The sequence below is a fragment of the Nocardiopsis sp. CNR-923 genome (assembly GCF_001942255.1).
GTDB lineage: Bacteria > Actinomycetota > Actinomycetes > Streptosporangiales > Streptosporangiaceae > Nocardiopsis.
The window spans coordinates 34,151-49,159 of record NZ_MKKC01000060.1 but is presented as its reverse complement, the minus strand read 5'-3'; the positions used below and the strand labels follow the sequence as shown (position 1 = coordinate 49,159).

At 72.8% G+C, this 15,009-nt stretch carries 12 protein-coding genes and 3 pseudogenes; 5 read left to right on the top strand and 10 right to left on the bottom strand.

Annotation, left to right across the window (positions count from 1 at the left end; translation table 11 throughout):
- Positions 1 to 63 precede the first annotated feature (63 nt).
- Positions 64 to 831, bottom strand: a complete 768-nt coding sequence (locus BJF83_RS04025) for a trans-aconitate 2-methyltransferase (protein WP_075925264.1) — start codon at positions 829 to 831, stop codon at positions 64 to 66.
- Positions 832 to 1,452: 621 nt separating this feature from the next.
- On the opposite strand from BJF83_RS04025, the gene BJF83_RS04020 reads away from it, so the two are divergent.
- Entirely contained in the window at positions 1,453 to 2,205 is a 753-nt protein-coding gene (locus BJF83_RS04020) for a nuclear transport factor 2 family protein (protein WP_075925218.1), read from the top strand.
- A 181-nt stretch (positions 2,206 to 2,386) separates the two neighbouring features.
- Here the strand turns inward: BJF83_RS04020 and BJF83_RS04015 are convergent, their stop codons facing one another.
- The gene (locus BJF83_RS04015; protein WP_075925217.1) at positions 2,387 to 3,277 is read right to left on the bottom strand and encodes a trans-aconitate 2-methyltransferase; all 891 of its coding nucleotides are present in this window, start codon (positions 3,275 to 3,277) and stop codon (positions 2,387 to 2,389) included.
- A gap of 298 nt (positions 3,278 to 3,575) precedes the next feature.
- Here BJF83_RS04015 and BJF83_RS04010 point away from each other — a divergent pair, with 298 nt between their 5' ends.
- Together BJF83_RS04010 and BJF83_RS04005 are read left to right on the top strand one after the other, a co-directional pair.
- Positions 3,576 to 4,091: a helix-turn-helix domain-containing protein gene (locus BJF83_RS04010; RefSeq protein ID WP_262391302.1), complete on the top strand. Its 516-nt coding sequence runs from the start codon at positions 3,576 to 3,578 to the stop codon at positions 4,089 to 4,091.
- Between the two features lie 118 nt (positions 4,092 to 4,209).
- A complete protein-coding gene (locus tag BJF83_RS04005; protein ID WP_075925215.1) occupies positions 4,210 to 4,719 on the top strand; it encodes a pyridoxamine 5'-phosphate oxidase family protein in 510 nt (169 codons plus the stop codon).
- 219 nt (positions 4,720 to 4,938) lie between these two features.
- Here BJF83_RS04005 and BJF83_RS04000 read toward each other — a convergent pair whose 3' ends face one another.
- Complete coding sequence (locus BJF83_RS04000; protein WP_083678404.1) at positions 4,939 to 6,345, bottom strand: sulfotransferase; 1,407 nt, start codon at positions 6,343 to 6,345, stop codon at positions 4,939 to 4,941.
- Between the two features lie 197 nt (positions 6,346 to 6,542).
- Between BJF83_RS04000 and BJF83_RS30325 the strand changes: the two genes are divergently transcribed.
- Complete coding sequence (locus BJF83_RS30325) at positions 6,543 to 7,724, top strand: PEP/pyruvate-binding domain-containing protein (RefSeq protein WP_316042197.1); 1,182 nt, start codon at positions 6,543 to 6,545, stop codon at positions 7,722 to 7,724.
- Positions 7,670 to 9,037, top strand: a complete 1,368-nt coding sequence (locus BJF83_RS30320) for a PEP-utilizing enzyme (protein ID WP_316042196.1) — start codon at positions 7,670 to 7,672, stop codon at positions 9,035 to 9,037. Before BJF83_RS30325 ends, BJF83_RS30320 begins: the two co-directional genes overlap by 55 nt.
- 25 nt (positions 9,038 to 9,062) lie before the next feature.
- Here BJF83_RS30320 and BJF83_RS03990 read toward each other — a convergent pair whose 3' ends face one another.
- From BJF83_RS03990 to BJF83_RS03970, 7 genes and pseudogenes are all read right to left on the bottom strand, one after another.
- Positions 9,063 to 9,251, bottom strand: coding sequence for a DUF2293 domain-containing protein (locus tag BJF83_RS03990; protein WP_394329291.1), 189 nt, complete (start codon positions 9,249 to 9,251; stop codon positions 9,063 to 9,065).
- Positions 9,252 to 9,490: 239 nt separating this feature from the next.
- A pseudogene (locus BJF83_RS03985) lies at positions 9,491 to 11,510 on the bottom strand (PhoX family protein).
- A gap of 325 nt (positions 11,511 to 11,835) precedes the next feature.
- Positions 11,836 to 12,690: an ABC transporter ATP-binding protein gene (locus BJF83_RS03980; protein ID WP_075925213.1), complete on the bottom strand. Its 855-nt coding sequence runs from the start codon at positions 12,688 to 12,690 to the stop codon at positions 11,836 to 11,838.
- Positions 12,687 to 12,821 (bottom strand): iron chelate uptake ABC transporter family permease subunit, encoded by a 135-nt coding sequence (locus BJF83_RS28450; RefSeq protein ID WP_262391301.1) that lies wholly within the window; start codon positions 12,819 to 12,821, stop codon positions 12,687 to 12,689. The genes BJF83_RS03980 and BJF83_RS28450 overlap by 4 nt, the downstream gene beginning before the upstream one ends.
- Positions 12,822 to 12,889: 68 nt before the next feature.
- Positions 12,890 to 13,621, bottom strand: a pseudogene (locus tag BJF83_RS28445) (FecCD family ABC transporter permease); the annotation flags it as partial.
- Positions 13,622 to 13,787: 166 nt separating this feature from the next.
- Positions 13,788 to 13,904, bottom strand: coding sequence for an iron chelate uptake ABC transporter family permease subunit (locus BJF83_RS28440; RefSeq protein WP_262391300.1), 117 nt, complete (start codon positions 13,902 to 13,904; stop codon positions 13,788 to 13,790).
- 44 nt (positions 13,905 to 13,948) lie between these two features.
- Positions 13,949 to 14,740, bottom strand: a pseudogene (locus BJF83_RS03970) (FecCD family ABC transporter permease); the annotation flags it as partial.
- Positions 14,741 to 15,009: the final 269 nt, after the last annotated feature.

Genomic DNA, 15,009 nt, shown 5'->3' with positions numbered 1-15,009 from the left:
ACGCCGATGTGCGAGATCAGTGCGTCGTTGTGGGTTCGTCCGTGCCCACGGCCACGCAGCGGCCTAGCCGCGGTGGCCCAGGAAGAGTTCGGAGCGGTAGGCGATCTCCAGCCGCCCGTCCCGCGCGTGGGCCTCGCACAGTTCGCGCACCCGGTCGAGGAACCCGACGCCCTCCTGGTCGGCCGCCCGCCGCACCTGGGTCGAGGACGCGGCCATCCGCACGAAGTCGGCGACGTCCACACGCCTGCGCCAGGTGAGGACGGAGACGCCGACGTGGCCTCCGGTCGGGTCGAAGCCCGAGGCGAGTTCACCGGCGACGTCGAAGTCGCGGTACCGGCGGGTGTATCCGGGACTGTGCAGTTCCAGCAGGGTCTCGTAGGCGTCGAGGAACGCGCTGAGGGTGTAGTCGCGGTTGTTCTGCATGACCGCGAGCAGGCCTCCCGGCGCCAGCGCCGCCACGCAGGCCGTGACGAACCGGGGCCGGTCCATCCACTGGTAGGCCTGCGCGGCCATGACGAGCTGGACGGGAGCGTCGAGCCCCTCGATGAACGGTTCGGCCGCGCCGACCGTCCACCGCACGTCGGGGAACTTCTCCCGGCCGCGGTCGACCATGTCCTCGGACACGTCGACGGCCAGGTAGCCGACGGCCTCCCCCAGTGCGGGACGCAGCCCCTCCAGGGCGATTCCGGTGCCCGCGCCCGCGTCGACGACCGTCACCTCGGGAAAGGCCGAGATCTCGGCCGCGATCTTCCTGAAGAATTCCTCCGGATATCGAGGCCTATACTGGTCATAGTCTTCACTCAGGCCGTCGAACTTCTGTTTCTTCCCCACGCCCACGTCCCTTCCGAAACGGCCGGTGGGTCCCCTTGGACAGAACAAACGGGAAATACCACGGAACCCCACCCGAATCAGCAGCTGTGCGAAAACCGAACGGGAAACGGATCTCGACGACGACCACCGTACCCGACCGGCGATACGGCGCCGTCCGCACGGGTGGAGCCCGAAGGGGTCTTCGCGCGTTCCACCTGGATAATCCTGACATTGGGGCGCCTGGCACCCTACGGTTCTCCCGGATCCGGACGGGCGGGAACTCCGGTTCGGCGGACGGTCGGCCCGGAACGCGGAAATCCCGCGACGCGAAACCGCCGCCCGGGAACGCCGAACCGCGGTGAAACCGCTTCACGCCACGGAAACGCGCTCGAAAAAGGGAAATACTCGGACCATTTTCCAGCCGGATCGGAAGGCGTGACGCCACACCACGGCCGCGGTCGGCCGCCGCACGCGGATCGGGGCCTCCCCCGCTCCGTCTGCGGCTGCGCGCGGGCCGACACCGCTCCCTCGCCACGGGCGACGGGAGCGGTCAACTGACCGTTCCTTGGCTGAACCGGGACCGGTGTCGGGCGCACACTGGGAGTGCAAGCGCACACGCCCGCGTCCGGAAGGAGGCGGATCATGTCCGCCGAAGCCGAAACCACCCGCCCCTTCGACGCTGATCTGCTCAAGCGGGCCGTGGAAGCGCGCGACGCCGACACATTCCTCACACAGTTCTCCGACGACGCGGAGCTGGAGATGTTCGACCGGCGCACACCGCCCAGCGCCCCGACCGTGCTGCACGGCCGGGAGGCCATCGGGGCGACCATGCGGGAGCTCTTCGCCAGGGACATGACCCACGAGGTGCTCCAGTGCGTCGTCGAGGGCGACCACGCCGCCTACACCGAGCGGTGCTCCTACCCCGACGGCGGCAAGGTCATGAGCATGGCGATGCTGGACCTGAGGAACGGCCGCATCGTCCACCAGGCCACCGTGCAGGCCTTCGACGAGGAGCACGCGACGCGGGCCGCGGTGGGCGACTTCACCGCACCGGCCGAGAGCGAGGAGATGGAGCTGAGCCGCGTCGACATCGTCCACGTCGGCGGCACCGACGTCCTGCGGCTCACCCTCGATCCGGGCTGGCACTGGGCGGAGCACGTCGGCCCGCTCGCGGGCACCGACCTGTGCATGCTGGACCACTGCGGCTACATCGTCTCCGGTTCGCTGCTCTGCCGGATGGAGGACGGCGCCGAGACTGCCTTCGGGGCCGGCCAGATCGCGTGCATCCCGCCCGGCCACGACGCGTGGGTGCTCGGCGCCGAACCCGTGGTCATCATCGACTGGAAGGCGGGGAACCAGGCGCGCGACCTGGGAGGTCAGTGCACTCAGGGGTAGGGTCCCTCCGAAGGGCCCAACGCCGACCAGTGGTGGCCGGGAAGTTCCCCCGTCACCACGGGCTTCCGCCCGATCGCCCCTTCCTTCTTCGACGGGCGCCGACCCACGCCTCAGGACCGGCGGCAGCCGCGGAACACGCCCTGCGGGACCGCGGCGCCCCTCCCACCGCCTCAGGCCCGGGTCAGCCGTCCAGGGTGCACGCGCGTGCGGTGTGCACCGTGGCGGCCGACAGGTAGAACGCGTCCGGTCGCCACAGCACCCCGGTGGGCGCGTCCGGGTCCACCAGGCCCTCCAGCGTGCCGCGGTCCTCGGCGTCGAGCCCCTCGCCGAGGGCGCCGAGCACGTGCGTCAGGTGGAGTCGCAGGTACTCCCGCACCCGGCCGTCCAACGGCGCCTGGTGTTCGACGAGGAAGGTCCTGGTCCCCGACGGGACCAAACCGGCCCGGGTGAGCATGGCGGGCCAGTCCTCGACCACCGACGCCGACCCCGGCAGCCCCGCGCGCATGTCCGCGAAGAACTCCTCCCACGCCGCGTCCAGACGGGCCTGGAGCCCGGGGCGGCCGATGCCGATGTCACGGGGCAGGAAGCGGGGCGGCAGACCGGTCTCGGCGATCGCGAGCAGCCCGCCGGGGCGCAGTGCCGCCGCGAGCCCGTTCAGGGCCCCCTGCTGGTCGCCGAGGTGGTGGACGGCCTGGCTGGACCAGATCAGGTCCGCGGCGCCCAGCGCCCCCAGATCGTCGGGCAGATCGGCCCGCAGGGTCTCCACCCGCCCGCCGAGGCCCTCCGACTCGGCCCGCGAGCGCGCGTGGTCCAACAGCGGCTCCGACTGGTCGACCGCGGCCACGCGGGCCGAGGGGAAGCGCCGCGCCAGCAGGCAGGTGATGGCGCCGGGTCCGCTGCCCACGTCCAGGACGCGGCCCACGGCGCCGGAGTCGGCGGCGCCGAGGAGCCCGTGCAGCCAGTCGGCCGCCGCCCGCAGGTAGGGCGCGTTCACCTCCGCCTTGCGTTCCAGGTGCGCGGCCATGCCCTCCCAGTCGATGTCGTCGCCGTGGTGTGCGTGGTGGGAGCTCATGTCTGGCCTGCCTTCGTCGAGCACGGTGTCGCCCCGACCGTCGGGGACGGGGCCAGGACAGGACCAGAGTGCGCGGGCCTCCTGAGCGGTGCAACTTCCGTTGCCGGTTCCGGGACGCGCGCCGCCGAACCGCCGTCCCCGCCCCGCCACGCCCCGCCTTCCCGGAAACGGCACGCGCGTTTGCCACATCCGTGCCGAGCGGGTGGGATGGAGGCGTGCACGATCCCGACGCCATCACCCGCGCCTGTCCGAGGTCGGTCCCCGGCTGCGTCGGCTGCGCACCGACCGAGGTCTGACGTTGGCCGCGCTGTCGGAACTCACCGGTATCTCCCGGAGCACCCTGTCCCGGCTGGAGTTGGGCCAGCGCCGCCCCAGCCTCGAACTCCTGCTGCCGATCTCCCAGGCCCATCAGGTTCCCCTGGACGAGTTGGCCGGCGCGCCCGAGGTCGGCGATCCGCGCGTGCGGCTCCGGCCGAGGCGCGTCCACGGAAGCACGGTGGTTCCGCTGACCGCCTTCCCCGGGCCGTTGCAGGCCTTCAAGATAATCCTGCCCGCCCGGCGCAGCGCTCCCGAGCCCCGCGAGCACGAGGGCTATGAGTGGTTCTACGTGCTCTCCGGACGGGTGCGCCTGATTCTGGCCGACCACGACATTCTTCTCACCTCGGGAGAGGCCGCCGAGTTCGACACCCGGCTCCCCCACTGGTTCGGCACCGACGGTGAGGGCCCCGCCGAAATCCTCAGTCTCTTCGGCAGACAGGGCGAGCGCGTGCACGTCCGCGCCGGCCCCAGGAACGGCGGCCCGCCGCGCACGTGAGGCGGGCCACGCGCATCGGACGCACGCCTTCAGACTGGCCGCGCGCGGTTCCCCGAAGGCGTCACTCCCCCGGTCTAGCGTGGTCCGCACACACCTGAGCAATCGAAGGGATGGCCCCGTGACACCCCAGACGCCCCGCGCCGAGGCCCTGACGGGCGGCGTGCCCGGATCGTGGGCCGAGGCCCTTCCCCTCCTGGAAAGCCACACCGGCACCTACTGGCTGTCGGTGCCCCGCGCCGACCACCGCCCGCACACCCGCCCGGTACTCGCGGTGTGGGTGTCCGGCCAGCCGTGGTTCGCCTCGGGCGAGAACACGGTCAAGGCGGGGCTGCTGTCGGCGGCGCCCCAGGTGAGCCTGGCCTTCCAGGCGGGCGGCATGGATCTGGTGGTGGAGGGGTCGGCGCAGCGGGTGGCGGACCCCGACCGCGTGCGCCGCGTCGCCCACGCCTACGCCGAGCGGTACGGCTGGGCTCCGGAGGCCGGTGACGGGGCGCTGACCGGAGCGGAGGGGGCGCCGACCGCCGGTCCCCCGCCGTACGCGGTGTACACCGTGATCCCCACGACGGTCTACGCCTTCCCCTCCGACGACGCGCCGCACGGCCCCACCCGATGGCGGTTCGACCCCTGAGCAGACCCTGTGGCGAAGCCGGGCGGAAACGGTGGCCCTGGACCCTCCGTGGTGACCCGACCGGCACGGCACCCATCCCCAACCCCCCAGAACCCCGCAACCAGACCACCCATCCCCCCACCGGTGAGCCGTCCGGGGCCCTGTGCTCCCCGGGGAGGCGCAGGGCCCCGGGCGGGTCGTGCTCCTGGGGGGGGAAGTCCTACGGTCCGGACACCGCGGTCAAGGACCTGTCCCCGACGCCCCCGGGCACGGAGGGCGAGGTCGAGCGGGTCGGTGACCTGGCCGGACTCGTCTACGGACCGCTCTCGGGCACCACCGTCGTGCCTCTGGAGGAGGTGCACCCGGCACGACGGCGCCGGGTTCGCCGCCACACCCGCGAGCTGGGCGGGTACGCCGCGGACTCTCAGCCGCGTTCGGCCCCGACCTCGGGTCGGGCCCGAACGCGGCGCGCACCCGGTCGGGGTCCAGACCGTAGCGGTCGAGACCGTACCGGTGTCCGCCCGGATCCTTCCTGCGGTCGCGCCGGGTGTAGGCGAGCACCCGCGCGCGGCAGTCGGCGTCGAAGCCCTCGCCCATGCGCCGCCAGAGTCGTTCGGCCGTCCCGACCGGGTCGGCGGTCAGCTCGCCGTAGGGCATGTCGAGGAAGCGTTCGGGGTCGTGGGCGCGGCGGACCGCCCTGGCCCGCTCCGCGCCCCGTGACCAGATCTCCAACCACTCCCGGCCGATCCACCGGGGGTTCACGTCGGCGCAGTGCGCGCTCATCCCGGCTTCGGCCAGGCTGCCCCACGACGCCATGGCGCGCGCCGGGTCGCGGTCGGTCAGCACCACCGTGGCGTCGGGGAAGACCGTGAGCAGGGCGTCCAGGGTCAGCAGGTGGAACGGTGACTTGAGCACCCAGCGCCGCCGTTTCCTTCTCCATTGCAGAGCCTGGAGTTGGCGTCTGAGGTGGAGGTAGTCGGGCACGGTGTCACGGCGCTCGAACCACGCCCGGTAGCCCGGGACGGGCGCGCGCACGTGGTGGCCCAGGCTGTGCGGGAGCGCGAAGACGCACTCCTCAGGTTCGAGCGGGTGCATCGGGTGGATGGTCTGGAAGCCGGGGATCATCGCGTCAAAGGACCGGACCCGGGTACGCGCCGCGGCCAGGCGCCGGCGTCGGCTCAGGGTGCGCTCCCCCGGCCTGCCGGTGTCGGGAACGGGACTCCACAGTTCCCACAGTCTCGGGGCGCGCACGTCCGCGCGCTGGGCCAGGAGCCCGTGCCCGAACGTGGTGCCGGTCCTGGGCAGACCCGTGATGACCACCGGCCGGTCGATCGGCTCTTCGGCGACCTCCGGGTGGACGTCGAGCAGGTGGAGCATCCGCAGGCGCGTCGCCAGGTGTCGACGAATCTCGGCCTGGACGGCGATCCGGCCGATCGGGGTGAGGTCGGGAACCTCGTGCCAGGCATCGTGCAGGACCCGCAGGTCGGAGAGGAAGGGCTCGTCGGTGAGCCAGGGAAGCCCGCTGGTCCGGGAGGCGGCGCGCATCGCGGCTTCGAAGGACCGTTCGGGAGAGCGTGGCCGCCTCCCGGCCGCCGGGGCGATCAGGGCGTTGACCGGATGCACCCACCACGGGGGGCGAACGTTCACGGAGGGTCCTTCCACGCTCGGGCCGAACGGGGCACCACGATTCGACCATGCCTGGACGGGCGTCGCAAAGGCCGTGCTCAGGCGGTCGCCCACCCCTCGACGTGTGCGGCGCGCAGGCGTAGGTTCATTGCTCAACAGCGGCTACCGGTGCGGCGGCCACGACGGGCGTCCGGCGGAGTGCGCGAGGAGGCTTCGGGATGAACGTGATCGGACTCGACCGGATCGACGCCGGCATGTTCGAGTCGGTGGGCGGCAAGGCCGCCGGTCTCGGTGAGATGATCGCGTCGGGAGAGCGGGTGCCGCCGGGCTTCTGCCTGACCGTGGAGGCGCACGCCTCCGGTACGGTTCCCGCCGACGATCTCGCCGCCGCCTACGAGCGTCTGGGCGGCGGGCCGGTCGCCGTGCGCTCCAGCGCCACGGCCGAGGACCTGCCCGACGCCAGTTTCGCCGGGCAGCAGGACACCGTGCTCGACGTGCGCGGCGCCGACGCCCTGGTCGAGGCGGTGCGCCGGTGCTGGGCGTCACTGGATTCCGAGCGCGCGGTCGCCTACCGGGAGGCCGCCGGAGTCGACCGCGCGGACACGCGCATGGCGGTCGTCGTGCAGCGCATGGTCGACGCGACGGTCGCGGGCGTCCTGTTCACCGCCGACCCGCTCACCGGCGGCCGGTCCCGGATGGTCGTGGACGCCGCCCGCGGGCCTGGCACGGCCGTGGTCGACGGAAGCGTCACCCCCGACCACCACGTCCTGGTGGACGGCGAACCGGCTGCGGTGATCGAGGGCGGCTGCCTGACCGCGGCGCGACTGGAGGAACTGCGCGCGGCGGGCAGGCGCCTGGGCGAGCACTTCGGATCACCGCAGGACGTGGAGTGGGCCTACGACGCGGACGGAGTCCTGTGGCTGCTCCAATCCCGGCCGATCACCACTCTCTTCCCCCTGCCCCCGGACGCCGGGAAGCCGGGGCCGCGCGTGTACCTGGAGGCCGGGCACATGCAGGGCATGCTCCGGCCGTTCACCCCCATGGGCATGGACTGCATGACGCGTGTCTGGGCGAGGTGGTGCTCCTTCCACGGCATCGACACCGACCCACGCGCGGGGACATCGGCCCTCACACCCATCGGGGGGCGCCTGTACCTCGACCTCACCGACGTCATGCGCAGCGCGCCGGTGCGCGGGCTGCTCCCGAGGGCGATGGAGATCTACGGGCCGCGGGTCAGGCGCTCGATCGAGTACCTCCTGGAGGACCCGCGGTTTCCCCCGCGTCCGGGCCCGCCCTTCGCCCTGGGCCCCGCCTTGAGGTCGGTGCGCGGATCCTGCCGACCACCGTGGCGCACATCGCCGCGACGATCGCCCGTCCGGACAAGGCCAGGGCCCGGGTGACCCGCGCGCTCCGGGTCTTTCGGAACCAGCCCCACCCCGGCGCGGAGGCGTCCGCGGCCCAGCGGCTCGCCTTCGTCAGCGAGGACGCCTACGCCCCCATCCTGGGCGCCCCCATGATGGCGGTGATCTGGCCCGCCTTCGCCGGGATCATCCTCGGCACGCTGCCCTCGGCCCTACTCAACGGCGTGGCCAGCGAGGACGAACTCGACGCCGTGCTCGGCGGAATGCCGCACAACGTCACCACGGAGATGGACCTGGCCCTGTGGCGGGTGGCCGGGAACGCGGACGAGCACCGTGCGCTCTTTCTGGAGACCCACCCGGCCGATCTTTGCGACATGTACCTCCGGGGCGCTCTGCCCGACATCGGTCTGGCGGACTTTCTGCAGGTGTACGGCCACCGCGCCGCGGCAGAGGTCGACATCGGCACGCCGCGCTGGGCGGAGCACCCCTCCCCGTTGTTCGCCGCCATCGCCAACTACCTGCGGGTGGAGGACCCCGAACAGGCCCCCGACCGCAGGTTCGACAGGGCGGCGCTGCGGGCTCGCAGGACGATCAGCGAACTGTCGCTGCGCGGACGCGCCCGGCGCCCGGTCCGCGGGCGGATCGCCTCCTTCGCCATGCGACGGTCGCGCGAGCTCACGGGGTCGCGTGAGCTCGCCAAGTTCTCCTGGCTGATCCCGTTCGCCGAGACGCGCCGCCAACTCCTGCTCGTCGGCGAGGACCTCGTGCGGCGAAGCCTGCTGGAGCGGGCCGACGACGTGGTGTTCCTGGTCCTGGACGAGGTGCGCGCGGCCGTGCACGACGGGGTGGACCACCGTTCCCTCGTCACCGAGCGGCGGGCCGTCCACGACCGGGAGGTGCGCCGGCCGCGCGTCCCGGCTCTGCTGCTGTCGGACGGCACCGACGTGGAGGCGATCCTGCCGCCCGCGGAGGTCGGGGAGGGGACGCTGCCGGGGATGCCCGCGGCGGCCGGTCGGGCCACCGGGCGCGCCCGGGTGGTCCGCGACCCGTCCGGGGCACGCGTCGAGCCCGGGGAGATCCTCGTCGCGCCGACCACCGACCCCGGGTGGACCCCGCTGTTCATGACGGCGGCCGGGCTGGTCACCGAGACGGGCTCCCCGGTCGCGCACGGTCCCACGGTGGCGCGCGAGTACGGAATCCCCGCCGTGATCTGTGTGCGTGAGGCGACACGCGCGATCCGGACCGGTCAGATGATCACGGTCGACGGCACGGCTGGCACGGTCACGGTGACGCCGGAGGAGGCTCAGGGGACGGGGGGAGGGCCGCAGGAAGCCGAGGGACCTGGTCGGTGATCGCGCCGCGCGGCGCACCGGACGGTCAGGACCACCCGGCCAGGACGCGGTCGATGACGTCAGCGATTCGCGCCCTGGCCTCGTCCCTGGGCACTCCCTCCATGAGCAACCGGTCGTAGGGCGTGTCCTCGTGCCGGACGGAGGCCACCACCGCACGGCGCACCGCCCCGGTTGAACTCACCCCCTTCGCCATGTCCGTAACCAGTTCAGACATCGAGCTCACTCATCGAGGGGTTGCGCCGTGGATGCCGCCCGTCACGCGGCAGGGTAGGTGTGCGCGGAACACGTCCTGGCGCGGCCCCGCGCCCTGGACGCCGACGGTCCGGGGCACGGGACCGGGGCACGGGGCGATCGCCCCGGTGGCGGGACCGCGCAGATCAGGGCGAACGCGCTGACCTGGCTGTTCTTCGCCCTGGGCGGGGACGCGGAGGACGGTCGGGCCCGGCGTTCGGACTACTCGCCGACGTCGCGGCGGTGGGAGTGCCAGATGCACACCACGGACGGGCGCGGGAAGTCGCCGTCGGGCCACGTGCTGGTGGGGGCGTCGAACGAACCGCCGTCTCCGGGATGCTGCGGAGCCAGGAAGACGGTCTTGTTGTCCGGGGTGACGAACGGACCGCAGGCCTCGGCGTCCACGGGGACGGTGGCGAAGGTCTTGAGCTCGCCGCGGAAGCGGCCCTCGACGGGCACCACGTGCAGGGCGTCGTTGTGGCCCAGGCTGCCGGGCTGGCCGTCCGTGGAGATCCACAGGTTGCCCCGAGCGTCGAAGGCGAGGTTGTCCGGGGCGGAGATCGGCATGACCCGGGACTTGTCGAAGCCCGCGAAGTAGGTGTCGTCGTCCTCGGGGTCGCCGCAGACGATGGGGACGTTCCAGGTGAAGGAGGTCGCCCCGGCGTCGTCGCAGGCCTCGACGATCTCCAGGATGTGCCCGTAGCGGTTGGGACCGCGCGGGTTGGGCTCGTCGGCCTGGCCTGGCTCGCGGGCGGAGTTGTTGGTCAGCGCGCAGTAGACCTTGCCGGTGACCGGGCTGGCCTCGAAGTCCTCGGGCCGGTCCATCTTGGTCGCGCCCGCGGCGTCGGCGGCCAGACGGGTGTGCACGAGCACCTCGGCGACGCTGAAGCCTTCGACGAAGCTCTCGGTGGCGCTGCACAGCGGGATCCACTCGCCGGTGCCGTCGAACTCTCCGTCGGAGGGCAGCGCGCCGGAGCCGTCGATCTCCTCGGCGGGGCTGTCGCCCGCCAACCGCGCCACGTACAGTGTGCCCGAGTCGAGGAGGGTGAGGTTGCGGCGGCGGGAGCCCTCGACGTAGCGGCCGTCGCTGACGAACTTGTACATGTAGTCGAAGCGCTCGTCGTCGCCCATGTAGACGGCCACGCGCCCGTCCTCGGTCAGGCGGGTGTTGGCGCCCTCGTGCTTGAAGCGGCCGAGCATGGTGCGCTTGACGGGGGCGGACTCCGGGTCGAGCGGGTCGATCTCGACGACGTAGCCGAACCGGTTGGCCTCGTTGGGGTGCTTGGACAGGTCGAAGCGCTCGTCCACCCGGTCCCAGCGGCGGTCGGACGCGCCCGTGGGCAGCCCGTAGCGGTCGGTCTCCCGGGTGCCGGGCGCGGAGTTGAAGTACTGGTTGAAGTTCTCCTCGCCGCTGAGGAAGGTGCCCCACGGTGTCATGCCGCCCGAGCAGTTGTTGAGCATGCCGAGGACCTCGGCGCCCGCCGGGTCGGCCTCGGTGCGCAGCAGCTCGTGCCCGGCGGCCGGGCCCGCGATGCGGAAGGGCGTGGTCGCGGTGACGCGACGGTTGAAGGGGCGCTCGCCCCCGGCGAGCCGCCACTGCCCGGTGCGGCCCACCCGTCGCAGCTCGACCAGGGAACCGCCGTGCGCGGCCATGGCGATCCGAATGAGCTCGGGGTCGGCCGCGTCGCCGCCGGGGTACCCGGGGAACATGATGTCCTCGTTGGTGTACTCGTGGTTCACCCACAGCAGGGCGCGGTCGTCGTCGAGCTCGTGGAAGCCGACGTAGTCGCAGTTGTAGCCGAACTGCCGCGCCTGGGCCTCGGCGGACTGGTTGGCGATGTCGAACTCCGGCGCGCCGGGGACGACCGGCTCGCCCCACCGGATGACGACGTGCTGCTCGTACCCGCGGGGGACGGTGACCTGGTCGTCGCCGTTGGGCGCGACGGCGCGGAACGTGGCGCGGGGGTTGCGCTTGGGTCGGTCCGGGCGCGGCCGGCATGGGCGGGGCTCAGTGCGGCGAATCCGAGGGCGCCGGCGCGGCGGTGACCGCGCTGGTCCGGAGCGCGGCGCGCCGGGAGACCACGTTCTGGAAGATGTCGCCGAAGTAGGCGTTGTCGCTCGTGTTGGGTACGGGGTGGAAGCAGGCGTCACCGCAGCGCAGTCTGCACGTGGCGCGGGAACGCCCGCCTCCGACCTGGCCGGTCAACGGCAGGGTGCGGCGGCGGGGCGCGGACTCGGACACACGTTCTCCTCGGGATCGTGACTGCTCCTCCGAGCCGCGCCCGTGCGGGAACCGGTGGCCGACGCGGAGGACGAAGCTGGTCAACCGGTGGGCGAGTCCACCGGCCGGTCTCGACCTTGTCCGAGGTTCCACACGCGACGGTGAAACCAGGGTGAACGCCCTGACAACACCCGTCCATCCCTGTGTGGGCGGCGCTACCGGCGCCCGGGCGTTCGTGGCCGGCACCGAACGTGATCCTCGCGCAACCGGACGTCCCGCGCCAGACCCCCGGGGGCCGTGTTCTCCGTGCGCGTCCTCCGCTCCGCTCCGGCCCCGGTGTATCGACCTAGGACGCGTGGCCGCTCCGCCCCACGGGCACGACCATCGGCCCGCCGGTCACCGGGTCCGCCACGACCACGGCCTCCAGACCGAACGCCTCCGCCAGCAGCTCCGGCGTCAGCACCTCGGCGGGCGGCCCGCACGCCACCACCCTTCCCTCGCGCATGGCGATGACGGTGTCGGCGTAGCGGGCGGCCAGGTTGAGGTCGTGCAGCACCATGACGATCGTCCGCCCGCCCTGCTGGTGCAGGTCGCGGACCAGGTCCAGCACGTCGACCTGGTGGACGAGGTCCAGGAAGGTGGTGGGCTCGTCCAGCAGCAGCAGGTCGGTGCCCTGCGCCAGCACCATCGAGATCCACGCCCGCTGGCGCTGCCCGCCCGACAGTTCGTCCAGCGGTGTGTCGGCCAGTTCCAGCAGACCGGTCTGGGACAGCGCGTCGGCGACGGCGCGGTGGTCGTCCCCCGACCACTGCCGGTACCAGCGCTGGGCGGGGTGGCGGCCACGGGCGACGAGATCGGCGACGGTCAGGCCGTCGGGCGCGGTCGGCTGCTGCGGCAGGATGCCCAGGACCTGGGCGACCTCCCGGGTGGGGGCGCGGTGGATGTCGCGTCCGTCGAGTTCGACCACGCCCGCGCGGGGGCGCATGAGCCGCCCGAGGGCGCGCAGCATGGTGGACTTGCCGCACCCGTTGGGGCCGATGACGCAGGTGATGGTGCCCTCGACGACGTCGGCGTCCAGACCGTCGACGATGGTGCGGTCGTCGTAGGCGAGCGTCAGGCCACGGGCGCTGAGCCGGACCCGGGCTTCGGGCTGGGCGGCGGGGGCGTCGACGTGCGTGGGGTTGCTGGAGGTCGTGGTCAAGCCTGGACCTTTCGGTTGCCGCGGACGAGCAGGTAGATGAGGTAGAGGGCGCCCAGGCTGCCGGTGACCACGCCCACGGGGAGCTGGATGGTCGCGAACAGGTTCCGGGCGATGAGGTCGGCGCCGCACACGAGCCCGGCGCGACCAGGGCGGACAGCAGGACCGGCGGGCGGGGCGCGCGAGCCAGGCGCAGGGCGATCTGCGGCGAGGCCAGGGCGACGAACAGGATGGGACCGGCGGCCGAGGTGCCGAAGGCGGCGAGCAGGACCGCCAGGATTAGGAGTGCGGTCCGGCCCCGCTCCACGCGCACGCCCAGCCCCCGGGCGACGTCGTCCCCGTAGGCCAGCGCGTCCAGGGTGCGGGCCATGACCAGGGCGGCGGGCAGGCACACGAGCAGGGCCAGGGCGACGGGGACGGCGTCGGGCCAGGTGCGCATGCTGAGGCTGCCCGCGATCCACACCATGGCGCGGCCGCTGTCGCTGACCTCGCCGAGGGTGAGCATCCACAGGGTGATGTTCATCAGGACCGCGGACAGGCCCACGCCGACCAGGAGCAGCCGGTAGCCGTCCACACCCGAGCGCCAGGCCAGCGCGTAGCACACGACTCCGGCGGCCAGGCCGCTCGCCAGGGCCACGGCGGGCACGCCGATGTCGGCGAGGGGGCCGGTGACGATGCCGTAGCTGCCGCCGAAGGCCATGACCGCGACCACGCCCGCGCTCGCTCCGTGGGTGACACCGAGCAGGTCGGGACTGGCCAGGGGGTTGCGCATGATCGTCTGGGTGATGGCGCCCGCCGCGGCCAGGGCGGCTCCGGCGAGCAGTCCGACCACGACGCGGGGCATGCGCACCCGCCAGATGGTGAAGTACTGGTCGCCGCTGGTGCCGACGATGTTGGCCCAGACCTGCGGGATGGAGACGGGGGTGTCGCCCATGGCCAGGTTGAGGCTGACCAGGACGAGGATGGCCGCGCAGGTCAGGAGGGAGACCGTGAGCGCCCTCGGGCGCACGGGGAGCGCGACCGGCCCCACGCGCAGGGCGCGGACCGCGCGCAGGCGCGCGGGCGCGGGGGGCGGGGGTCGGTGGGGACGAGGGTGGGACTCATAGGCTGAGGAGTCTCCTGCGTCGGACGACGTAGACGAAGAACGGGGCGCCCAGGAGGGCGAGCACCACACCGACCTGGAGTTCCCCGGGCGGGGCCAGGAAACGGCCGACCACGTCGCGGCCATGAGCAGGATGGCGCCGAGCAGGGCGGAGTAGGGCAGCAGCCAGCGGTGGTCGGAGCCGACCATCGCCCGGGCCAGGTGCGGGACGATGAGCCCGACGAACGCGATGGGCCCGCATGCGGCGACGGTCACACCGGTGAGCAGGGTGATGGCGACCAGGCCGGTGGCCCGGGCCCGCCCGACGCGAAAGCCCAGGGCGCGGGCGGTGTCCTCGCCCAGGGCCAGGGCGTTGAGGGCGCGGGCGTTGGCCAGGGCCAGGAGCACCCCCACGGCCACGAACGGGATCATCTGGGGGATGACCGAGGGGTCGCGCCCGGTGAGCGATCCCACTCTCCAGAAGCGGAAGTCGTCCATGGTGGCCTGGTCGAGCAGCACGATTCCGGAGACCAGCGAGTACATGAGCCAGCTCACGGCGGTTCCGGCCAGGGCCAGGGTGATGGGCGTGGGTCCGCGTCCGGGCACGGAGCCGATGAGGTAGACCGCCAGGGCCGCGACCCCGGCGCCCGCGAACGCCAGCCACGACTGGGTGCACAGGTCGGAGATGTCGAGGAAGTAGATCCCCAGGACCACCGCGAAGGCCGCGCCGAAGGTGACGCCGAGGATGCTGGGGTCGCCCAGGGGGTTGCGTGTGTGTCCCTGCATGAGGGCGCCGCCCAGGCCGAGGCTGATCCCGGCGAGCAGCCCGAGCGCGGTGCGGGGCAGGCGGATCTCGTTGACGATGATGTTGGCTTCGTCACCGGCCGCGTGGGACAGCGCCTGCCAGACGGTGCCGGGGTCGAGTGTGCGGGCTCCGATCAGGACGCTGCTCAGCGCCGCGAGCGCGAGCACCGCGACGAGCAGGCCCAGACCGGCGACGCGGCGGGCGCGGCGGGCGCGATCACCCCCGTGCGCGGGGGGTCGTCGGCGCCGGAGGTGGTGGGGCCACCGGCCGTGGTGACGGGGCCGACCGTTGCGGCCCCGGGGGTGTCACTCACCCACTGCTCCCCTCATGACGAGGGCCAGGCAAACCTAACTTAGGTTTGCCTAGCCATACGATGATGATCTAAGTTTGCCACGTCCCAGCCTGGGACAACACATCGCCGGCGACAGTGCTGCCC